General features: G+C 63.4%; 16 protein-coding genes and 1 other RNA gene. 12 read left to right on the forward strand and 5 right to left on the reverse strand.

What is annotated here, in order from left to right; all coding sequences use genetic code 11:
* Positions 1-37 precede the first annotated feature (37 nt).
* From FGD77_RS13770 to FGD77_RS13800, 7 genes are all read left to right on the forward strand, one after another.
* Positions 38-754 (forward strand): hypothetical protein, encoded by a 717-nt coding sequence (locus FGD77_RS13770; protein ID WP_255010619.1) that lies wholly within the window; start codon positions 38-40, stop codon positions 752-754.
* Positions 755-758: 4 nt separating this feature from the next.
* On the forward strand, positions 759-1,475 hold the full coding sequence (locus tag FGD77_RS13775) for an N-acetylmuramoyl-L-alanine amidase (RefSeq protein ID WP_255010620.1): 717 nt from the start codon (positions 759-761) through the stop codon (positions 1,473-1,475).
* Positions 1,476-1,486: 11 nt separating this feature from the next.
* Positions 1,487-1,911, forward strand: an RNA gene (gene rnpB / locus FGD77_RS13780) — RNase P RNA component class A.
* A 223-nt stretch (positions 1,912-2,134) separates the two neighbouring features.
* On the forward strand, positions 2,135-2,302 hold the full coding sequence (rpmG, locus tag FGD77_RS13785; RefSeq protein ID WP_007204264.1) for a 50S ribosomal protein L33: 168 nt from the start codon (positions 2,135-2,137) through the stop codon (positions 2,300-2,302).
* A 195-nt stretch (positions 2,303-2,497) separates the two neighbouring features.
* Positions 2,498-3,253 carry an RNA methyltransferase gene (locus tag FGD77_RS13790; RefSeq protein WP_255010628.1) on the forward strand — a complete coding sequence of 252 codons (756 nt, stop codon included), beginning with the start codon at positions 2,498-2,500 and terminating at the stop codon, positions 3,251-3,253.
* A gap of 56 nt (positions 3,254-3,309) precedes the next feature.
* The gene (ctaA, locus tag FGD77_RS13795) at positions 3,310-4,452 is read left to right on the forward strand and encodes a heme A synthase (protein ID WP_255010631.1); all 1,143 of its coding nucleotides are present in this window, start codon (positions 3,310-3,312) and stop codon (positions 4,450-4,452) included.
* A gap of 1 nt (position 4,453) precedes the next feature.
* The gene (locus FGD77_RS13800; protein WP_255010633.1) at positions 4,454-5,932 is read left to right on the forward strand and encodes a carboxypeptidase M32; all 1,479 of its coding nucleotides are present in this window, start codon (positions 4,454-4,456) and stop codon (positions 5,930-5,932) included.
* Positions 5,933-5,947: 15 nt separating this feature from the next.
* Here FGD77_RS13800 and FGD77_RS13805 read toward each other — a convergent pair whose 3' ends face one another.
* The gene (locus tag FGD77_RS13805; RefSeq protein WP_255010635.1) at positions 5,948-6,532 is read right to left on the reverse strand and encodes a hypothetical protein; all 585 of its coding nucleotides are present in this window, start codon (positions 6,530-6,532) and stop codon (positions 5,948-5,950) included.
* Complete coding sequence (gene gyrA, locus FGD77_RS13810; RefSeq protein WP_255014227.1) at positions 6,529-9,285, reverse strand: DNA gyrase subunit A; 2,757 nt, start codon at positions 9,283-9,285, stop codon at positions 6,529-6,531. The genes FGD77_RS13805 and gyrA overlap by 4 nt, the downstream gene beginning before the upstream one ends.
* 222 nt (positions 9,286-9,507) lie before the next feature.
* Between gyrA and FGD77_RS13815 the strand changes: the two genes are divergently transcribed.
* Positions 9,508-9,777: an usg protein gene (locus tag FGD77_RS13815; RefSeq protein ID WP_255010637.1), complete on the forward strand. Its 270-nt coding sequence runs from the start codon at positions 9,508-9,510 to the stop codon at positions 9,775-9,777.
* A gap of 48 nt (positions 9,778-9,825) precedes the next feature.
* On the opposite strand, the gene FGD77_RS13820 is transcribed toward FGD77_RS13815, so the two are convergent.
* Complete coding sequence (locus tag FGD77_RS13820; protein WP_255010639.1) at positions 9,826-10,389, reverse strand: YSC84-related protein; 564 nt, start codon at positions 10,387-10,389, stop codon at positions 9,826-9,828.
* Positions 10,390-10,541: 152 nt separating this feature from the next.
* On the reverse strand, positions 10,542-11,537 hold the full coding sequence (gene hemB, locus FGD77_RS13825) for a porphobilinogen synthase (protein WP_255010642.1): 996 nt from the start codon (positions 11,535-11,537) through the stop codon (positions 10,542-10,544).
* A gap of 230 nt (positions 11,538-11,767) precedes the next feature.
* Here hemB and FGD77_RS13830 point away from each other — a divergent pair, with 230 nt between their 5' ends.
* Positions 11,768-12,301, forward strand: a complete 534-nt coding sequence (locus FGD77_RS13830; RefSeq protein WP_255010643.1) for a component of SufBCD complex — start codon at positions 11,768-11,770, stop codon at positions 12,299-12,301.
* Positions 12,302-12,323: 22 nt separating this feature from the next.
* Positions 12,324-15,830 carry a transcription-repair coupling factor gene (gene mfd, locus FGD77_RS13835; protein WP_255010644.1) on the forward strand — a complete coding sequence of 1,169 codons (3,507 nt, stop codon included), beginning with the start codon at positions 12,324-12,326 and terminating at the stop codon, positions 15,828-15,830.
* 142 nt (positions 15,831-15,972) lie between these two features.
* On the opposite strand, the gene FGD77_RS13840 is transcribed toward mfd, so the two are convergent.
* Positions 15,973-16,626 (reverse strand): alpha/beta hydrolase, encoded by a 654-nt coding sequence (locus tag FGD77_RS13840; RefSeq protein ID WP_255010645.1) that lies wholly within the window; start codon positions 16,624-16,626, stop codon positions 15,973-15,975.
* A 207-nt stretch (positions 16,627-16,833) separates the two neighbouring features.
* On the opposite strand from FGD77_RS13840, the gene FGD77_RS13845 reads away from it, so the two are divergent.
* Entirely contained in the window at positions 16,834-17,295 is a 462-nt protein-coding gene (locus tag FGD77_RS13845; RefSeq protein ID WP_255010646.1) for an Rrf2 family transcriptional regulator, read from the forward strand.
* 76 nt (positions 17,296-17,371) lie between these two features.
* Positions 17,372-18,424, forward strand: coding sequence for a cysteine desulfurase family protein (locus tag FGD77_RS13850; protein WP_255010647.1), 1,053 nt, complete (start codon positions 17,372-17,374; stop codon positions 18,422-18,424).

Here is an 18,424-nt window from a genome sequence, read left to right on the forward strand (position 1 = left end):
CGCAGTAAGCGAGGCGAAAGTGAACAAGCGATTTCTGATGGCAAGCGCAGCCCTTTTGGCATTGGCCGCGTGCGGAACCTCCATTCCCGAAAATGCGCCCGATAGCGGCGCGGGCGTCGGTCTTGGCAGCTATAGCGACTATGAGGCGCGGCAGGCAGCGCGCGATGCGCAGTTGTCCGGCGCAGCCCTTCCCGCGCCGGACGTGGTCAGCAGCCAGCCGCTGGGCGGTAGCGATGCCGACGATATCGTCGCGCAGACACGCGCAGCACTGGGCAGCGACTCCGCAGATCTGGCCGTCAGTTCCGACACGTCCATCGCGCAGACCGACCCCGGCAACCCGGTGCCGCAGACCACCAACAGTTCCGGCATTTCGGTCGAGAACAACTTTGACGTCGTCAGTTCGCAACGCACGATCGAGGATGACGCTGCGCGCGTCGCCGCTGCGCGCCAGCAATATCAGGTTGCCTCGGTTCAGTCGCTGACCGGCCGCAGTGGCGACGAGGGCCCCAATATCGTGGCCTATGCGCTGAGCAGCAAGCATGCGCCGGGCACTCAGCTGTACAAGCGTATCGGACTGAGCAAGCAGTCCAAATCCGAGCGCAATTGCGCAGGATACTCCGGCCCGGATCTGGCGCAGATCGCGTTTCTGGAGAAGGGCGGGCCCGAGCGGGATCGTCTGGGGCTGGATCCTGACGGCGACGGGTTTGCCTGTGGCTGGGACCCGCGTCCGTTCCGCAAGGCCGCCGGCGGCTGAAACCGTGACCGCACACGAGGTTAGTACCCCCGCAGTGCCTGCGGTGCTCTGGCAACCGTCCCCGAATTACGGCGCGCGCAGAGATGGCGCGCGCCCCGACATCCTGTTGCTGCATTTTACCAACATGGCAACAGCCGAAGCCGCCGTCACGCGCCTGTGCGACCCCGGTGCTGGCGTGTCCTGCCATTACGTCATCGGCGAGAATGGCCGTCTGTGGCAGCTGGTTGGTGAAGCGCAGCGCGCATGGCATGCCGGGCAGGGCAGTTGGGGCGATGTGGCCGAGGTCAATTCCCGCTCTATCGGGATCGAACTGGCCAGTCGCGGCACTCATCCTTTTCCTCAGCCCCAGATGCGTGTATTGGAGATGCTGACGCGCGGTATCATGGCGCGCTGGCATATTCCACCCGAGCGCGTGATTGGCCACTCGGACGTGGCGCCGGATCGCAAGGATGATCCCGGCCCGCATTTCGACTGGCGGCGTCTGGCATTGCAGGGGCTGGCCGTCTGGCCAGAGGCGGGTGCATCCGCCGATGCTGCGGCGTTTCGGGAATTGGCCGGACAGGTCGGCTATGGCGCGCAGTTCAGCGACGCCGAGGTGCTGACCGCCCTGCGCCTGCGCTGGCGTCCATGGGCGTGCGGGCCGCTGGAGGTTGCGGACATGGCGGTGCTGGCCAATATCGCCGCGCGGTTTCCCGTTGACCGGAGCGGGCGGGGCGCTTAACTGGCACCTGCGCGGAGGGCCGGATGGCCGCTTTGGCAGGGGCAACCCTGCCGGGGAGGAAAGTCCGGACTCCACAAGACAACGGTGCCGGGTAACGCCCGGCCGGGGTAACCCGAGGGAAAGCGCCACAGAAAAGAAACCGCTTTCGCAGATCGCTCGCGATCAGCTTGAGTAAGGGTGAAACGGTGGGGTAAGAGCCCACCGCGGGTCTGGCAACAGCGCCGGCACGGCAAGCCCCACCGGGAGCAATGCCAAATAGGGACCGCGCGCGGGGCAGGTCGGGTACGCCCGATACCGTCCGCAGGCACGTCTTGGCCCGACGGTCCGGGTTGGCAGCCAAAGGGGCGGTGGTAACATCGTCTTTAGATGAATGGTCATCCAGGGGCAGGTTTCGGCCCGCTCTGGACAGAATCCGGCTTATAGGCCCTCCGCGCGTTTTGGCCTTTGTTGCAGATAATTCTGCGAATTTTCCGGCGCCGCCCAGCCAGAGATGGCAGCGGGGCGTAGAGATGAGCGGATTTGGGTATTTGGGCCAAGAAAAAACCGGGGCGCGGGGCTGCCTATATGGTGTAATGGCGGTTGACTCGGGGCGTAGCGGGGTTAAAAGGCAGACAAATGTATTCACCGGCAGCGCGGCTGCCCGGCGCAGGAGATGAAAAATGGCGAAGCCGACCACAATCAAGATCCGCCTGAACTCGACCGCGGGCACCGGCCACTTCTACGTGACCAAGAAAAACGCGCGCACCATGACCGAGAAGATGGCGATCAAGAAATACGACCCCGTCGTGCGCAAGCATGTCGAGTACAAGGAAGGCAAGATCAAGTAAGATCTGCTGAAGCCTTGTGAGTTTGAAAAGCCGCGCCGGTTCTGCGCGGCTTTTTTGTTTTTCAGCCGGACTCCTTGCCTGTCCGAATTTCGCTGATCCACGATGGCGCGAAAACAGTGGGAAAGGTGCCTGAAGCGAGGGTTTCTCAAGGCGCCGGGGCAAGGATAGGCCCGAAGCCGAGTGAGAGGTAAAGCGATGCCTACCGAAAAACCCCAGCCGGCCTTCGTGCTGGTGCGCCCACAGATGGGCGAGAATATCGGCGCAGCAGCGCGCGCGATGTGGAATTTCGGCCTGGACCGGATGCGCGTCGTCGCGCCGCGCGACGGCTGGCCCAATCCCAGCGCCGTGGCAATGGCCAGCGGGGCGGGCCGCCTTCTGGACGAGGCGCTGCTGCTGGACGATCTGCCCGGTGCGTTGGGCGATTGCCACTATGTCTATGCGACGACCGCGCGGGGGCGCGAACTGACCAAGCCGATCCTTAGCCCCGAAGAGGCGATGCGCGATGCCGCCCTGCGCATATCCCAAGGGCAAAAGGTCGCCGTGATGTTTGGGCCCGAGCGGGCAGGACTGGAAAATGACGATGTAGTGCGCGCCAATGCGATCATCACCGTGCCGGTCAATCCCGATTTTCCCAGCCTCAATCTGGCCCAATGCGTCCTGCTGACCGCTTATGAGTGGCGCCGTGCGGCGGGCGCGATCCCTGAGGGGCGCGTGCATATGCACAACACTCAATGGGCCGACCAGATCGAGATCGAGGCGCTGGCGACGCATTACGACGCGCGGATGGGCGAGGCCGGGTTCTTCTTCCCCGATCACAAGGCCGCCAACATGCGCCAGACCTTGCGCAACTTCTGGTCGCGCATGCCATTGACGCAGGCCGATACGCGTCTGCTGCACGGAATTCTGCGCCAGATGGTCCGCTGGAAGGATCGCGGGGACGGCGGCGCTTGAAGGGGCGGGGCGCGCGCATTAATGTTCCCCAGCGACCGATCTGAGGAGTGTCAGCAATGGCGGAAAAACGCAGCATTTTTCAGGAGGTGGACGCCCAGGGGGCGGCGCGCGTCCAGCCCAAGGGCGGCATGATCGACGAGGGGCGGCGCGGCGCGCGGCGCGGTATCCGGCTGTGGCTGATGGTGCTGTTCGCGTTGGTCGTGGTGATGATTGCCGTTGGGGGGCTGACGCGGCTGACCGATAGTGGCCTGTCGATCACTGAATGGCGCCCGCTGACAGGTGCGTTGCCGCCGCTGAATGCCGCCGATTGGCAGGCTGAATTCGAGCGCTATCAGGCGATTCCGCAATTTCAGGCACAGAACAGCTGGATGAGCCTCGAAGATTTCAAATTCATCTATTGGTGGGAATGGGGCCACCGGCAACTGGGCCGCGTGATCGGTCTGGTCTGGGCCGTTGGTTTCTTCGGTTTCCTTGCTGCGCGCCAGATCCCGGTGGGCTGGACAAGGCGGCTGCTGCTGCTGGGCGCGTTGGGCGGGCTTCAGGGCGCGGTGGGCTGGTGGATGGTCCATTCCGGGCTGGGCGGTGACAGGACAGCCGTTGCGTCCTACCGCCTTGCCGCGCATCTGGGGCTGGCCTTTGTCATTCTGGGGTTCATCGCGTGGTATATGCTACTGCTGGGTCGACCCGAGCGGGAGGTCATGCAGGCCCGGCGCGCGCGCGAGGCGCGGCTGTTCGGGCTGGGCACGGGGTGGCTGCATTTCGCCTTTCTTCAAATACTCATTGGCGCGTTGGTCGCGGGCATTGATGCTGGTCGCAGCTATGCCGAATGGCCGCTGATGGGCGGGGGGCTTTGGCCGCCACAGATGATGGCGTTCGAGCCGTGGTGGCGCAACCTTTTTGAAAATGCGGGCACGGTGCAATTCATTCACCGCATGACCGGGTATGCGCTGCTGGTGTTCTCGGTTGTGGTGCTGTTGCGTGGGCGGCGTAGCGCAAATGTGGCGACGCGGAGCGCCTTCATGCTCGCGCTCTACAGTGTCCTTGCGCAGGTCGGAGTTGGGATCGTGACGGTTGTGCTGGCCGCGCCGTGGCAGGTGGCGATTCTGCACCAGTTCCTGGCGGTGATCGTCTGGACGCTGATCCTGCGGGCGCGCTTTCATGCCGGGTATCCGCTGGCGCAATCGGTAAGGGGCAAGTGACATGAGCGCGTATGACGATCTGATGGCGCACCAGCGCCAGACCGAGGCATTGGCGCAGATCGCCGGACGGCTGTCATGGGACCGCGAGACGGTGATGCCGCGCGGGGCCGCAGCCCAGCGTTCGGAGGAGACGGGCGCGCTGCATGCGGTGCTGCATGCGCGGCGCACCGATATGCGCATCGGGGACTGGCTGGAGGCGGCAGGCGATGAGGCGCTGACGCAGGAAGGTGAAGCGCAGCTGCGCCATATCCGCCGCAGTTTCGAGCGCACGCAACGCGTTCCGGGCGATCTGGCGGCTGCACTGGCGCGCCAGACAGCTTTGAGCCAAGGCAAATGGGCCGAGGCACGCGAGGCCGACGATTTCGCCGGTTTCGCGCCCGTTCTGGACGAGATCCTCGCGCTGAAACGCGAGGAGGGCGCGGCGCTGGCCGATGGCGGTGACGTCTATGACGCGATGCTGGATGATTACGAGCCGGGCGCCAAGGCTGCCGATCTTGAGGCGATGTTCGGCGCGCTGCGCCCCGGGCTGATCATGCTGCGCGAGGCGGCGCTGAACGGCATGCCGGCGTTGCGGGTGACGGGGCAGTTCGACACGCAGGCGCAGATGCGGTTGGCGCGGCAATTGGCGCGCGTGTGCGGCTATGACATGCAGCGCGGGCGCATCGACAAGGCGGTGCATCCCTTCTCAAGCGGGTCTGGCAGCGACGTGCGCATCACCACGCGCACGGCCGAGGACGACCCATTCAACTGCCTTTATTCGACGATGCATGAGGCCGGTCACGCGGTCTACGAGCAGTCGATCGATCCAGCCTATGCGCTGACGCCTCTGGGCGCGGGCGTGTCGATGGGCGTGCATGAAAGCCAGAGCCGGATCGTCGAAAATCAGCTGGGCCGCAGCCGCGCCTTTACCGGCTGGCTATACGGCCAGATGCGCGATGCCTTCGGTGATTTCGGGATTGAGAGCGAGGACGCATTTTACGCCGCTGTCAACAGCCTGCATCGCGGTTTCATCCGCACCGAGGCGGACGAGGTGCAATATAACCTGCACATCCTGATGCGGTTCGATCTGGAACGGGCGCTGATCGCCGGAGATCTGGCGACGGGCGATCTGGAGGAGGCCTGGAACGCAAGGTTCAAGGCTGATTTTGGATACGATGTACCGCGCGCATCGCAGGGTTGTTTGCAGGATGTGCATTGGTCGGTTGGTCTTTTTGGGTATTTCCCGACCTACAGCCTTGGCAATGTCTATGCCGGCTGTCTGGCCGAGGCGCTGCGCCAAGCGGTGCCGGATCTGGATGCCGGGCTGGCGCAGGGCGACATGGGGCAGGCGATGGGCTGGCTGCGGGAGAACGTCCAGCAGCATGGCGGGCTGTACACTCCGCGCGAATTGATCACGCGCGCCTGCGGGTTCGAGCCGACAGAGGCGCCGCTGATGGCCTATCTGGAGGAGAAGTTCAGCGCGCTCTATCCGCCTGCCTGAACGGGCGCGCTACCGTCACCCGCCCGAGCGGTAGGCGGCCTGCGTACGCGCAAGCTGGCCCTCTGCGGCGGCGATGTCAGGTGCGGAATTGCCCAGCGTGTAGTTGATATCGCTGGCAAGTGACGCCACCGGCGTATCGTCGGCGCGGGCGTTTTGCAGCAGGTCCTGAATCAGATCGAAATCGTCGCCCTGCATCTCATAGATGCTTAGCAGCGATCCAGCAGAGTCGAGGAATTCCGCCCGCAGGGGTGAATCGTCCGGGCCGGTAGCGATGTCGAGCGCACTGTAGCCTGCGACGGCCAGACGTCTGGCGATGGCGCCGCAATCCTTGGTTTCAGCCAGGCGTGCATCCAGATCCCCGCCCTGCGCAGTATTCACGCGCGCAATACTTGAAAGACGGTGACCGCAGGTTTCGGAATGGGCTGCGGCCGCCCTCACGGCATCCTGCACCGGGCTGATGACGCTGGTACGCGTGGCCGGGTCGTCGCCGCCGCTGCCGCCCAGATAGTTCCACAGGGCAACGACCGCGATCCCCGCCACGACAAGGCTAGACGCCAGCGCAACAAGTTTGGTCAGGGGGCGCGGGGACGCGTCGCTCATGCGTCCTCCGCTGGTGTCCCGCCAGATGCTTCGATGGGTGTCTCGCCTTCGATCACATCGTCATCGGTCTGCTCGGCGATCCATGCGACGCTGACGACGGTCTCGTTCTTGCCGGTATTGAACACCTTGACCCCGCCTGCACTGCGCGAGCGGAAGGAAATGCCCTGCACCGGTACGCGGATCGACTGCCCCTTGGAGGTCGCCAGCATGATCTGATCTTCCTGCGTCACCGGGAAGGACGCGACCAGCGCACCGCCGCGCATCGCCCTGTCCATGGCTGCCACGCCCATGCCGCCGCGCCCGCGAATGGGATAGTCGTGAGACGAGCTGAGCTTGCCGTTGCCCTGCGCCGTGATCGTAAGGATCAACGTCTCGGCATCCTTCATGGCGGCAAACTGCTCCTGGCTCAGCTGAGCGTTGGCGTCGCCATCCTCGTCCGCCGCGTCCACCTCTTCTTCGGTGAGGCCGGCCTGCGCGCGGCGCATTTTCAGATATGCCGCGCGGTCGTCCGATGTGGCTTCGAAATGCGGGATGATCGACATCGATACGACCGCATCTTCGCCGGTCAGGCGGATGCCCCGCACGCCCAGCGACGCGCGGCTGTTGAACACGCGCACGTCCGTCGCACGAAAGCGTATGGCCCGGCCCGAGGACGTGACCAGCATGATATCGTCATCGTTCGAAGCAATCCGCGCATTGATCAGCGTGATGCCGGCGTTCTCTTCCTCGAACCGCATGGCGATCTTGCCGTTGCTGCGCACGTTGGTGAAATCCGACAGCTTGTTGCGGCGCACGGTGCCTGCCGAGGTGGCAAAGACCACTTGCAGATCGTCCCATTCGGCCTCGTCCCGGTCGACCGGCATGATGGCGGCGATGGACACGCCGGTGGGGATCGGCAGGATGTTGACGATTGCCTTGCCCTTGGAAGTGCGGCCCCCCTGGGGCAGGCGCCATGTCTTTAGTTTGTAGACCATGCCGTCGGTGGTGAAGAACAATAGCTGCGTATGGGTGTTGGCGACAAAGAGGGTGGTGACGACATCCTCATCCTTGGTTGCCATGCCGCTCAGCCCCTTGCCGCCGCGTTTCTGGCTGCGGAAATCGGCCAGAGCGGTGCGCTTGATATAGCCGCCGGACGTGACTGTCACGACCATGTCCTCGCGCTCGATCAGATCCTCGTCGTCCATGTCGCCGGACCAGTCGACGATCTGGGTGCGGCGCGGTACGGCAAAGAGTTCGCGCACCTCGGCCAGCTCGTTCGCGATGATCTCCATGATCCGCTCGCGTGATGCCAGAATGGCGAGGTATTCCTTGATCTTGCCGGCCAGTTCGCGCAGCTCGTCCGTGACTTCCTTGACGCCCAGTTGGGTCAGGCGTTGCAGGCGCAGCTCCAGAATGGCGCGCGCCTGAATTTCGGACAGGTTATAGGTGCCATCCTCATTGGCGGTATGGGTCGGATCGTCGATCAGCGCGATGTATTCAAGGATCTCACCGGCAGGCCAGCGGCGTTCCATCAGTCTTCGCCGGGCGTCCGCCGCGTCCATCGACGCGCGGATCGTTGCGACGACCTCGTCCACATTGCTGACCGCGACGGCCAGACCGCACAGGATATGGCTGCGCTCGCGCGCCTTGCGCAATTCATACGCGGTGCGGCGGGCGACGACATCCTCGCGAAAATCGATGAAGCAGGTCAGGAACCGGCGCAGCGTCAGCTGCTCGGGGCGGCCACCGTTGAGGGCCAGCATGTTGCAGCCGAAATACGTCTGCATCGGGGTAAAGCGGAACAGCTGGTTCAGCACGACCTCGGCGGTGGCGTCGCGTTTCAGTTCGACCACCACGCGCACGCCGTCGCGGTCGGATTCGTCCTGCACATGCGCGATACCGTCGATCCGCTTGTCGCGGGCGGCCTCGGCGATGCGCTCGATCATGGTGGATTTATTCACCTGATACGGGATCTGGTCGATGATGATCGCCCAGCGATCCTTGCGGATTTCCTCGATCCGGGTCTTGGCGCGCACGATGACGCTGCCGCGGCCCTCAAGGTACGCTTTGCGCGCGCCGGACCGGCCCAGCATCATGCCGCCCGTAGGGAAATCGGGGCCGGGAATATACTCGATCAGGTCTTCGCTGGTCAGGTCCGGGTTTTCGATCAGCGCCAGCGTGGCGGTGATCACTTCGCCCAGGTTGTGGGGCGGGATGTTGGTGGCCATGCCGACGGCGATGCCGCCCGCGCCATTGACCAGCATGTTGGGGAACCGGGCGGGCAGGACCGTCGGCTCGCGGTCCTTGCCGTCGTAATTATCCTGAAAATCGACGGTTTCCTTGTCGATATCGGCGAGAAGGTAGGCGGCCGGTTTGTCCATGCGGACCTCGGTATAGCGCATGGCGGCGGGGTTATCGCCGTCCATCGAGCCGAAGTTGCCCTGACCGTCCAGCAGCGGCAGCGACATCGAGAAATCCTGCGCCATGCGCACCAGCGCGTCATAGATCGCGCTATCGCCGTGCGGGTGGTATTTACCCATGACGTCACCGACGGCACGGGCGGATTTGCGGTAGGGCTTGTCGTGGGTATTGCCCCCCTCGAACATCGCATAGAGGATGCGGCGATGCACCGGCTTCAACCCGTCACGCAGATCGGGGATCGCGCGGCTGACGATGACCGACATCGCGTAATCCAGATAGGACGTCTTCATCTCTTCTTCGATGGACACGGTCGGGCCGTCATAGACCGGCCGCTCGGGTGTCATTTCATCCATGTCTTCGGGGGGTTGCGGCGTATCGGTCAAAACGGGGCCTACCTTGTCGCTCGTTCCACATCTGGTGCGACAAAGCTATATCACCGCCATGATATGGGGTGCAATGGTGCATGCGGGCGGGTTTTGGCAGCCACCAGAGGAGTCTGCTAACAGACTGTTTTTATTGAAAAGTAATTTCTTTCTGGCATCATGATTATATCGAGCAAGTAAGGAGCATGACAGATGCCGATGAGCGAGACGGAAATGATGCTGAAAGGGTACGGTCTGACCACCGCCGAATTCTTCTATGGCATGCCCGATTATGTCCATGTGCTGAACAGTTACGTCTGGCAAGATTACGACATCGCGCCGGATCATCCCAACCTGTTCAAATTCGTCGAATTCTGGCAGCGGGAACTGGATGGCCCGCTGCATTCCGTGCGGTTCAGCCATCGCAAGCTGATTTCGCCGGGCGAATGGCAAAACGTGACGGGGGAATTCACCCTGCACTGACAGGTCATGCGTCGGCGCCCAGGGATTACCCCCGGCGCTGGCTGCACGTCAGGGAATGATGCGGCTGTACTTCATGCCTTCCAGCGAGGCGCCCGCCATCAGACCGGCCTGGCCAAACACCACAGCGATCACTGGCGACGACGATGTCGTCGTATCGGCACGCAGGTTTTCGGCGGTATCCTTGAACACATAGCCGATATCGGCGCCAGCAGCCCACCCCGAGGATCGGCGGAAGCCAGCCAGCGCGCTTTCGGTCATGAAGAACAGCACATGCGCAAATTGTTGCGCGCCGATTTGCAGGCCCACGGTGCCCTTGGCGGCCGAGTAGTAATCGACTGTCTGGTTGTTGATCCGCAGCGCGCCGCGCCCGTAGCCGCCGCCCAGACCCAGCCCGGCCTCGGTCATCAGGGGCATGATCAGCATGCCTGCCGATTTCTCGTACAGGCTGCGCGTGCCGGGGTAGGTTTCGTAGAGATAGCGCAGCGTCGTGTCGACGCGCGCGTCGATCTGCTGAGGCGCAACGCTGCCGATGCCATTGCTGCAACCAGCCAGTGCCGTACCGCCCAAACCAAGGGCGCCCAGCGTGAATCCGCGTCTGGAAATAATGCTCATGTCAATATATGCCTGTTCGTTGCCTGAAGCCCCGCCGACCGTTTCACCGGTCGATCTGTGCGCGACTATAGGCAAGCATTTGCCCATTGTCACGCAAAGGGCACATATATGCGCAAAATATCGCCCGCGGCAGGTGTTGCCGGGCGCCGGTGTCAGGTCAGAAGGCGGGCCATGGCAGGAGCGAAATAAGTCAGAATTCCGTCACAACCGGCCCGCTTGAACGCCAAAAGGCTTTCGGTCATCGCTTTTTCGCCGTCGATCCAGCCATTCTGTGCGGCGGCTGCGATCATCGCATATTCGCCGCTGACCTGATAGGCATAGGTCGGCGCGCCAAAGGTGTCCTTGGCGCGGCGGCAGATGTCCAGATAGGGCAGGCCGGGCTTGACCATGATCGCATCGGCGCCCTCGGCCAGATCGCGCGCGATCATGCGCATCGCCTCGTCCGAATTGGTCGGGTCCATCTGGTAGGTCCGCTTGTCCCCCTTCAGCGCGCCGGACGCGCCCACCGCATCGCGGAACGGGCCGTAAAACGCACTGGCGTATTTTGCGGCATAGCTCAGCAGTACGATGTCCTGATGTCCCGCCGCCTCCAGCGCCGTGCGGATTGCGCCGATGCGTCCGTCCATCATGTCCGACGGGCCGATGATGTCCACGCCCGCCTCGGCCTGCGCGAGGGCCTGTTTGACCAACGCCTCGACCGTTTCATCATTGACGATGACGCCATCTCGCACGAACCCGTCATGGCCGGTATCGGAATAGGGATCCAGCGCGACATCGGCCATCACCAACATGTCCGGCACGGCGGCCTTGATGGCGCGTGTCGCACGGTTGCTGAGGTTGTCGGGATTCCACGCCTCGGCGCAGTCAGCCGTGCGCTTGTCCGCGCCAGTGTAAGGGAAAAGGCAGATTGCGGGGAGACCCAGATCCGCCGCCTCGCGCGCGGCGTGCGCGGCGCGGTCGACGCTCAGCCGATTGACACCGGGCATCGAGGCAACGGGTTCCTCGACGTTCTCGCCGTCGCGCACGAAGACGGGCCAGATCAGATCGCCCGCGCTCAGGGTGTTCTCGGCGGCCAGCGCGCGCAGGCCGGGCGTGCGGCGCAGGCGGCGCGGACGGCTGGCGGGAAAGGGGGACAGGACAGGGTGCATGAGGCGTCTTTCATGTGCGGCAATGCGCCTTAGGTGCCACGGAAATTCCCCCATCTCAAGGGTGGGAATTGTCGCGGCGCGGCGCTAAGAGAGGCGCAGCCATGCGCATGGCGCCCCATCCGAGGTCGGACAGGGCACTATGTGCGGGGCAACCGAACGGCACAAGACGCGTTCCCGGACCTGCCTGACTCGCAGGCCCCGCAAGACGCATTAGGCAGGCTGGAGCCATCGTGGACTGGTACGCAACCGTATTCGAGATGATCGACATGCGCAGTTTCAGTAACCTGTGGTTCTGGATTGCGCTGGCGGTAATGTGGTCCTCGACCAGTCACTATATTCTGGGCGTGCCGTGGGACATGGTGTTGCGCGCCCACAAGGAAACGCAAAACGATGGCGCCATGCAGGATATGAATGTTTTGGTGCGCATCAATATCCGGCGTATCCTCTATATCGTGCAGGAGAGCGGGCTGGTGCTGACGGGTATCGTGTGCTTTGCGCTGACCACCGCCGCTCTGCTGGGCTGGGTCTACGGTCGCGAATTTGCGCAGGCGATATTCCTTCTGGCGATGCCCATGTCGGTGGTCTGGCTGCTGTCCCTGCGCACCGCCCGACATATCGATGCCGCCGGGCTGACCGGCGCGCCGCTGATCAAGCGGCTCTTTCGTCACCGCCTTCATGTGCAGATTATCGGCATGCTGTCGATCTTTGTCACTGCCATGTGGGGCATGTATCAAAACATGAGCTTCTCAGCCTTGGGCGGATGACGCCCCCGCGAAAGTACATTACATGACCCAGCGATCCCCCAAAATCACCGTTTCAGGCGCGCCCGAAGGGTTCGACGCGCGCCTCGTGCTGGACGAGGTGGCGCGCGCCGCCGGCCCGGCCCTGCATATCGCCCGCGACGATAAACGCATGGCAGCGATGGCTGCCGCGCTGCGTTTCTTTGCGCCCGAAATGCCGGTGGTGCAGTTTCCGGCGTGGGATTGTCTGCCCTATGATCGTGTATCGCCCAATGCCGATATCTCTGCGGCGCGCATGGCCACGTTGGCCGGGTTGGTGCATGGCATGCCGGGGCAATATGTTCTGCTGACCACGCTTGGCGCTGCGATGCAGCGCATCCCGGCGCGCAGTATCCTGCGCGGTGCAGCCTTCACCGCCCATGTCGGCCAGCGCATCGACGAGGCGGCGCTGCGTGCGTTCCTCGTGCGGATGGGGTTCGTCAACAGCCCCACCGTGACCGAGCCGGGCGATTATGCGATCCGCGGCGGTATCATCGACATCTTCCCGCCGGGTGATGCGGATGGCGGTGGTCCTGTGCGGCTGGACCTGTTCGGCGACGTTCTGGACGGGGCGCGCCGCTTTGATCCCGTCACCCAGCGCACCACCCGCAAGCTGGACATGATCGAACTGGCGCCGGTGTCCGAAGTCATCCTGGACGATGCCGCGATCACCCGATTCAGGCAGAACTATCGCATCGAGTTCGGCTCTGCCGGGTCCGACGACCCGCTGTACGAAGCGGTCAGCGCAGGCCGCAAGGCGCAGGGCGCCGAACATTGGCTACCCTTCTTTCACGATAAACTGGAAACGCTGTTCGATTACATCCCGGGCGCGCCCGTACTGCTGGATGACGCCGTCACACCCGCCCGCGTTGCGCGGTGGGACAGTATCGAAGATCAGTACGGCGCGCGCCAGCACGCCATGACCGCCAAAGGGCGCAGCGATAGTGTTTATAAACCCGTGCCGCCCAGCCTGCTCTATCTGGACGATGCCGCGTGGGAGGCCGCCCTGGCGCCGCACCGCGCGCTGCAACTGTCGGCGTTGCCACAGGCGACCGGCCCCGGCGTGACCGATGCAGGCGGGCGCATCGGGCGCAGTTTCGCGCCAGAACGCCAACAGGAAAATATCAGCCTTTTCGGTGCCTTGAAGGATCATATTCAGACGAAAATGGCCCAAGGTCCCGTTCTGCTGGCCAGCTATTCCGAGGGCGCCCGCGAGCGGATGGATGGCCTGCTGGAGGATGAGGGTCTGATCGGCCCCGTTACCGTCACCTCGGCCCAGCGGCTGGGCAAAACGGGCCTGCATCTGGCGGTCTGGGGGCTTGAAACGGGCTTTGAGGGGTCGCATCAGGGCGCCCACCTGACCGTCGTTGCCGAGCAGGACATTCTGGGCGACCGCCTGATCCGCGCGCCCAAACGCCGCCGCCGCGCCCAGAATTTCCTGAGCGAGGCGAGCAGCATCAGCCCCGGCGATCTGGTGGTGCATGTCGATCACGGCATCGGCCGCTATCTGGGGCTGGAGGTGGTCACGGCGTTGGGCGCCGCGCATGAGTGCCTTGTGCTGGAATATGCCGAAGCGTCCCGGCTGTATCTGCCGGTCGAGAATATCGAACTGCTCAGCCGCTATGGCCACGAAGAGGGGTTGCTGGACCGGCTCGGCGGCGGCGCATGGCAGGCGAAAAAGGCCAAGCTGAAGGAACGCATCCGCGAGATGGCCGACCGCCTGATCCGCATCGCCGCCGAGCGCGCCCTGCGCAGCGCCCCCGTTCTGGAACCCGAGCATCACGCGTGGGAGGAATTCTCGGCCCGCTTCCCCTATGAGGAAACCGAGGACCAGCTGCGCGCGATCGAGGACGTGATGGCCGACCTTCAGGCCGGCACGCCGATGGACCGGCTGATCTGCGGCGATGTCGGCTTTGGCAAGACCGAGGTGGCGATGCGCGCCGCCTTTGCCGCCGCCATGTCGGGCATGCAGGTCGCCGTCATCGCCCCGACCACGCTGCTCGCACGTCAACACTACAAGAGCTTTGCCGAGCGGTTTCGCGGCTTTCCCATCAATGTGCGCCCCCTGTCGCGTTTCGTCAGCGCCAGGGACGCGGCCCTGACGCGCGACGGGCTGGCCAAGGGCCAGGTCGATATTGTCGTCGGCACTCATGCGCTGCTGGCAAAATCCGTGCGTTTCCAGAATCTTGGCCTGCTCATCATCGACGAAGAACAGCGCTTTGGCGTAGGGCACAAGGAACGGCTCAAGGCGCTGCGCAGCGACGTCCACGTCCTGACCCTGACCGCCACGCCGATCCCGCGCACGCTGCAACTCAGCCTGTCGGGCGTTCGGGATCTGTCGATCATCGGAACGCCCCCGGTCGACCGTCTGTCGATCCGCACCTATGTCAGCGAATTCGACACCGTCACGCTGCGCGAGGCGCTGCTGCGCGAACATTATCGTGGCGGCCAAAGCTTCTTCGTGGTCCCGCGCATTTCCGACCTGCCAGAGGTCGAGGCGTTTCTGGACAATGAGGTGCCCGAAGTCAGTTACATGATCGCCCATGGCCAGATGGCGGCGGGCGAGTTGGACAGTCGCATGAACGCCTTCTACGACGGCAAATACGATGTGCTGCTGGCGACGACCATCGTCGAATCGGGGCTGGATATCCCGACAGCCAACACCATGATCATCCACCGCGCCGATATGTTCGGCCTCAGCCAGCTCTATCAGATCCGGGGACGCGTGGGTCGCTCCAAAACACGCGCCTACGCATATCTGACCACCAAACCACGTCTGAAGCTCACGCCCGCCGCCGAGAAACGCCTGCGGGTCCTCGGCAGCCTCGACACGCTTGGCGCCGGTTTCACGCTGGCCAGCCAGGATCTCGACATTCGCGGCGCCGGCAACCTGTTGGGCGAGGAACAGTCCGGCCAGATGCGCGATGTCGGCTATGAGCTGTATCAATCCATGCTGGAAGAGGCGGTCGCCAAGATCAAATCCGGCGAAACCGAGGGCATCGCCGACGATGGCGGCCAATGGGCGCCGCAGATCAACCTTGGCGTGCCGGTCCTGATCCCCGAGGATTACGTGCCCGATCTTGACGTGCGCCTCGGCCTCTACCGGCGCCTCAGCAGTCTGGATACCAAGGTCGAATTGGAAGGCTTCGCAGCCGAACTGATCGACCGCTTCGGCCCGCTGCCCAAGGAGGTGAACACCCTCCTGCTGGTCGTGCGGATCAAGGGCATGTGCCGCAAAGCCGGCATCGCCAAGCTGGACGCCGGCCCCAAGGGCGCGACCATCCAGTTCCACAATGATAAATTCGCGTCCCCGGAAGGTCTCGTCGGGTTCATCAAGGATCAGCGCGGCCTCGCCAAGATCAAGGACAACAAGATCATCGTGCGCCGCGACTGGAAAAAAGACAGCGACAAGATCAAAGGCGCTTTCTCCATCGCGCGGGATCTGGCGGAAAAGGTCGTGGCAAAAACCAAGGCAATCAACGCCGCCAAAAAGAAAAAGGCCGGATCATCCTGACCCGGCCCCGGCTTTCTTCTTGCCTATAAATATCCCCGCGCGGCGCGCTCCCGAACCATCCACCGGTGCGGCGCTGGTCAGCAGCGATATGCGGGTGGCAGTCAGAGGCCGCTTTAGTGGTTTTCGATGTCAGGCCATTGGCTTAGCGGGTGCCTTCGGTCAGGCGGCGCTTGACGTAGCCGGTGACGGTATCGATCATCGTGTCCATATGTGGTTCTTCAAAGAAGTGTCCCGCGCCTTCGACTTCGTCATGCTGGATGGTAATTCCTTGCTGATCGTGCAGCTTGTTGACCAGCGCAGTCGTGTCCGCAGGCGGCGCGACGCGGTCGGACAGACCGTTGATGATCAGGCCGGATGCGGGGCAGGGTGCGAGGAACGAAAAATCATACATGTTCGCCGGGGGCGAGACACTGATGAACCCGGTGATCTCGGGGCGCCGCATCAGCAGTTGCATACCGATCCACGCCCCGAACGAGAAGCCCGCGACCCAGCAATGCTTGGAATTGGCATTCATCGACTGCAGGTAGTCCAGCGCCGATGCCGCGTCGGACAATTCGCCCACGCCCTGATCGTATTCGCCCTGTGATCGGCCCACGCCGCGGAAGTTGAAGCGCAGCACGGTAAAGCCCATTTTGTAAAAAGCGTAATGCAGGTTGTAGACGACCTTGTTGTTCATTGTACCGCCGAACTGCGGATGCGGGTGCAGCACGATGGCGATGGGCGCGTCTTTTTCTTTCTGGGGGTGATAGCGGCCTTCAATTCGGCCCTCGGGGCCGGGAAAGATTACCTCAGGCATTCGGCGTTCCTTGCTGTCGGATCTGGGCTGCGGCAAAGTCCATTTACGGGAATCTCCGTTGACTGGGGTGCCGGTGCGCCTTAGAACAATTCTAAAATTTGGGCTACTCCTGCGGATGCAGGTGGCTGGTTCGGGTGAGCTTGGGCTGAGATAAGCGTCCGGGCGCGCAAGGTCAATCTATTCACAGGCAGCAGGGGGCAGATCGCCATGAAACTCAGCACCAAGGGGCGTTATGCAATGGTTGCGCTGTCAGATATCGCGCTTCAGCCCGAAGGCGGACTTGTCACGCTAGGCGAGGTATCGCGGCGTCAGAGCATATCTTTGCCCTATCTCGAACAGCTCTTTGTCAAACTGCGGCGCGCCGATCTGGTGATGTCGGTGCGCGGCCCAGGTGGTGGATATCGTCTGGCGCGGCCCACGTCCGAGATTCGGGTGTCGGAAATCCTGGCCGCCGTCGACGAGACGCTGGATGCCTTGCACAAGGGCGCAGGCGCGTCCGGCGGCGCGTCGGGCACGCGCGCGCAGTCGATGACGAACCGTCTGTGGGAGGGGCTGAGCGCGCAGGTTTATGTCTACCTGCACCAGACGCGGTTGAGCGATGTCGTGGGCAACACGCTGGCACCATGTCCGGCTGTTCCGTCGCTTTTTGCGGTGGTGGATGACGAATGATGTGGCCTTGTGTAGGAATTGCACTGCTTGGCGCAGCGCGATTTGAGTATTTTTGGAACATTGAAAGCGGGGCGACATGAAGCCGCGCGTCTATTTGGATTATAATGCGACGGCACCTTTGCGAGGCGAGGCGCGCACGGCGATGATTGCGGCGATGGATATCGTTGGCAATCCGTCAAGCGTTCATGCCGAGGGTCGCACGGCCAAGGCGATGGTCGAGCGCGCGCGCGCTCAGGTGGCGGCGGCGCTGGGCGCGGATGGGGCGGATGTGATCTTTACCTCCGGTGCGACCGAGGCGGCGGCGCTGGCGTGCGCCGGGCGCGGCTTGGCCTCGGCGCCGGTTGAGCATGAGGCCGTGGCGGCCTGGGCTGATGGGGGGCTGGGCGTGTCGCCGGATGGGGCAGTCAACGTGGTCGATGCCGGGCGGACGGCGCTGCAACTGGCCAATTCGGAGACGGGAATTGTTCAGGACCTGCCAGAGGGCGTCGCCGTTTGTGACATGACGCAGGGCTTTGGCAAACTGCCGGTCGCCTTTAACTGGAGCGGGGCGCAGATGGCGCTGATTTCGGCGCATAAGCTGGGCGGACCCAAGGGCATCGGCGCGCTAGTGGTGCGGCGCGGTACCGACGTGGCTGCACAAATCAAGGGCGGCGGGCAGGAAATGGGCCGTCGGTCGGGCACCGAGAACATTATTGGGATCGCCGGATTCGGGGCCGCGGCAGAGGCGGCGGCGCGCGATTTAGGCGCTGGCGTATGGGGTCGGATCGAGAAACTTAGAAACATTCTAGAAAAGACCATTGCAGCCGCCGAAAATAAGACTATTTTTGTCGGGAAAGGTGCGGCGCGGCTGCCGAACACCTGTTGCTTGCTCACGCCGGGTTGGAAAGGCGAGACGCAGGTGATGGCCATGGACCTTGCTGGCTTTGCCGTATCGGCCGGGTCGGCCTGTTCCAGCGGCAAGGTGCGCGCCAGCGCCGTGTTGCGGGCGATGGGGTACGGCGAGGCGGATTCGGCATCGGCCATTCGGGTATCGTTGGGCCCGCAGACGACGGAAGACGAGATCATGCGCTTTGCCGAGACGTGGCTGAAGCATCTGGACAGACATCGCGCGCGAAGCGGCGCAGCTTGA

Source organism: Roseovarius sp. M141, from assembly GCF_024355225.1.
Taxonomy (GTDB): domain Bacteria; phylum Pseudomonadota; class Alphaproteobacteria; order Rhodobacterales; family Rhodobacteraceae; genus Roseovarius.

Bases quoted from the DNA above. Each gene is read 5' to 3' on its own strand.
- FGD77_RS13770 (WP_255010619.1), top strand. From the start codon at position 38: ATGGCAAGCGCAGCCCTTTTGGCATTGGCCGCGTGCGGAACCTCCATT.
- rpmG (WP_007204264.1), top strand. From the start codon at position 2,135: ATGGCGAAGCCGACCACAATCAAGATCCGCCTGAACTCGACCGCGGGC.
- FGD77_RS13790 (WP_255010628.1), top strand. From the start codon at position 2,498: ATGCCTACCGAAAAACCCCAGCCGGCCTTCGTGCTGGTGCGCCCACAG.
- ctaA (WP_255010631.1), top strand. From the start codon at position 3,310: ATGGCGGAAAAACGCAGCATTTTTCAGGAGGTGGACGCCCAGGGGGCG.
- FGD77_RS13800 (WP_255010633.1), top strand. From the start codon at position 4,454: ATGAGCGCGTATGACGATCTGATGGCGCACCAGCGCCAGACCGAGGCA.
- FGD77_RS13805 (WP_255010635.1), bottom strand. From the start codon at position 6,532: ATGAGCGACGCGTCCCCGCGCCCCCTGACCAAACTTGTTGCGCTGGCG.
- gyrA (WP_255014227.1), bottom strand. From the start codon at position 9,285: ATGGATGAAATGACACCCGAGCGGCCGGTCTATGACGGCCCGACCGTG.
- FGD77_RS13815 (WP_255010637.1), top strand. From the start codon at position 9,508: ATGCCGATGAGCGAGACGGAAATGATGCTGAAAGGGTACGGTCTGACC.
- FGD77_RS13820 (WP_255010639.1), bottom strand. From the start codon at position 10,389: ATGAGCATTATTTCCAGACGCGGATTCACGCTGGGCGCCCTTGGTTTG.
- hemB (WP_255010642.1), bottom strand. From the start codon at position 11,537: ATGCACCCTGTCCTGTCCCCCTTTCCCGCCAGCCGTCCGCGCCGCCTG.
- mfd (WP_255010644.1), top strand. From the start codon at position 12,324: ATGACCCAGCGATCCCCCAAAATCACCGTTTCAGGCGCGCCCGAAGGG.
- FGD77_RS13840 (WP_255010645.1), bottom strand. From the start codon at position 16,626: ATGCCTGAGGTAATCTTTCCCGGCCCCGAGGGCCGAATTGAAGGCCGC.
- FGD77_RS13845 (WP_255010646.1), top strand. From the start codon at position 16,834: ATGAAACTCAGCACCAAGGGGCGTTATGCAATGGTTGCGCTGTCAGAT.
- FGD77_RS13850 (WP_255010647.1), top strand. From the start codon at position 17,372: ATGAAGCCGCGCGTCTATTTGGATTATAATGCGACGGCACCTTTGCGA.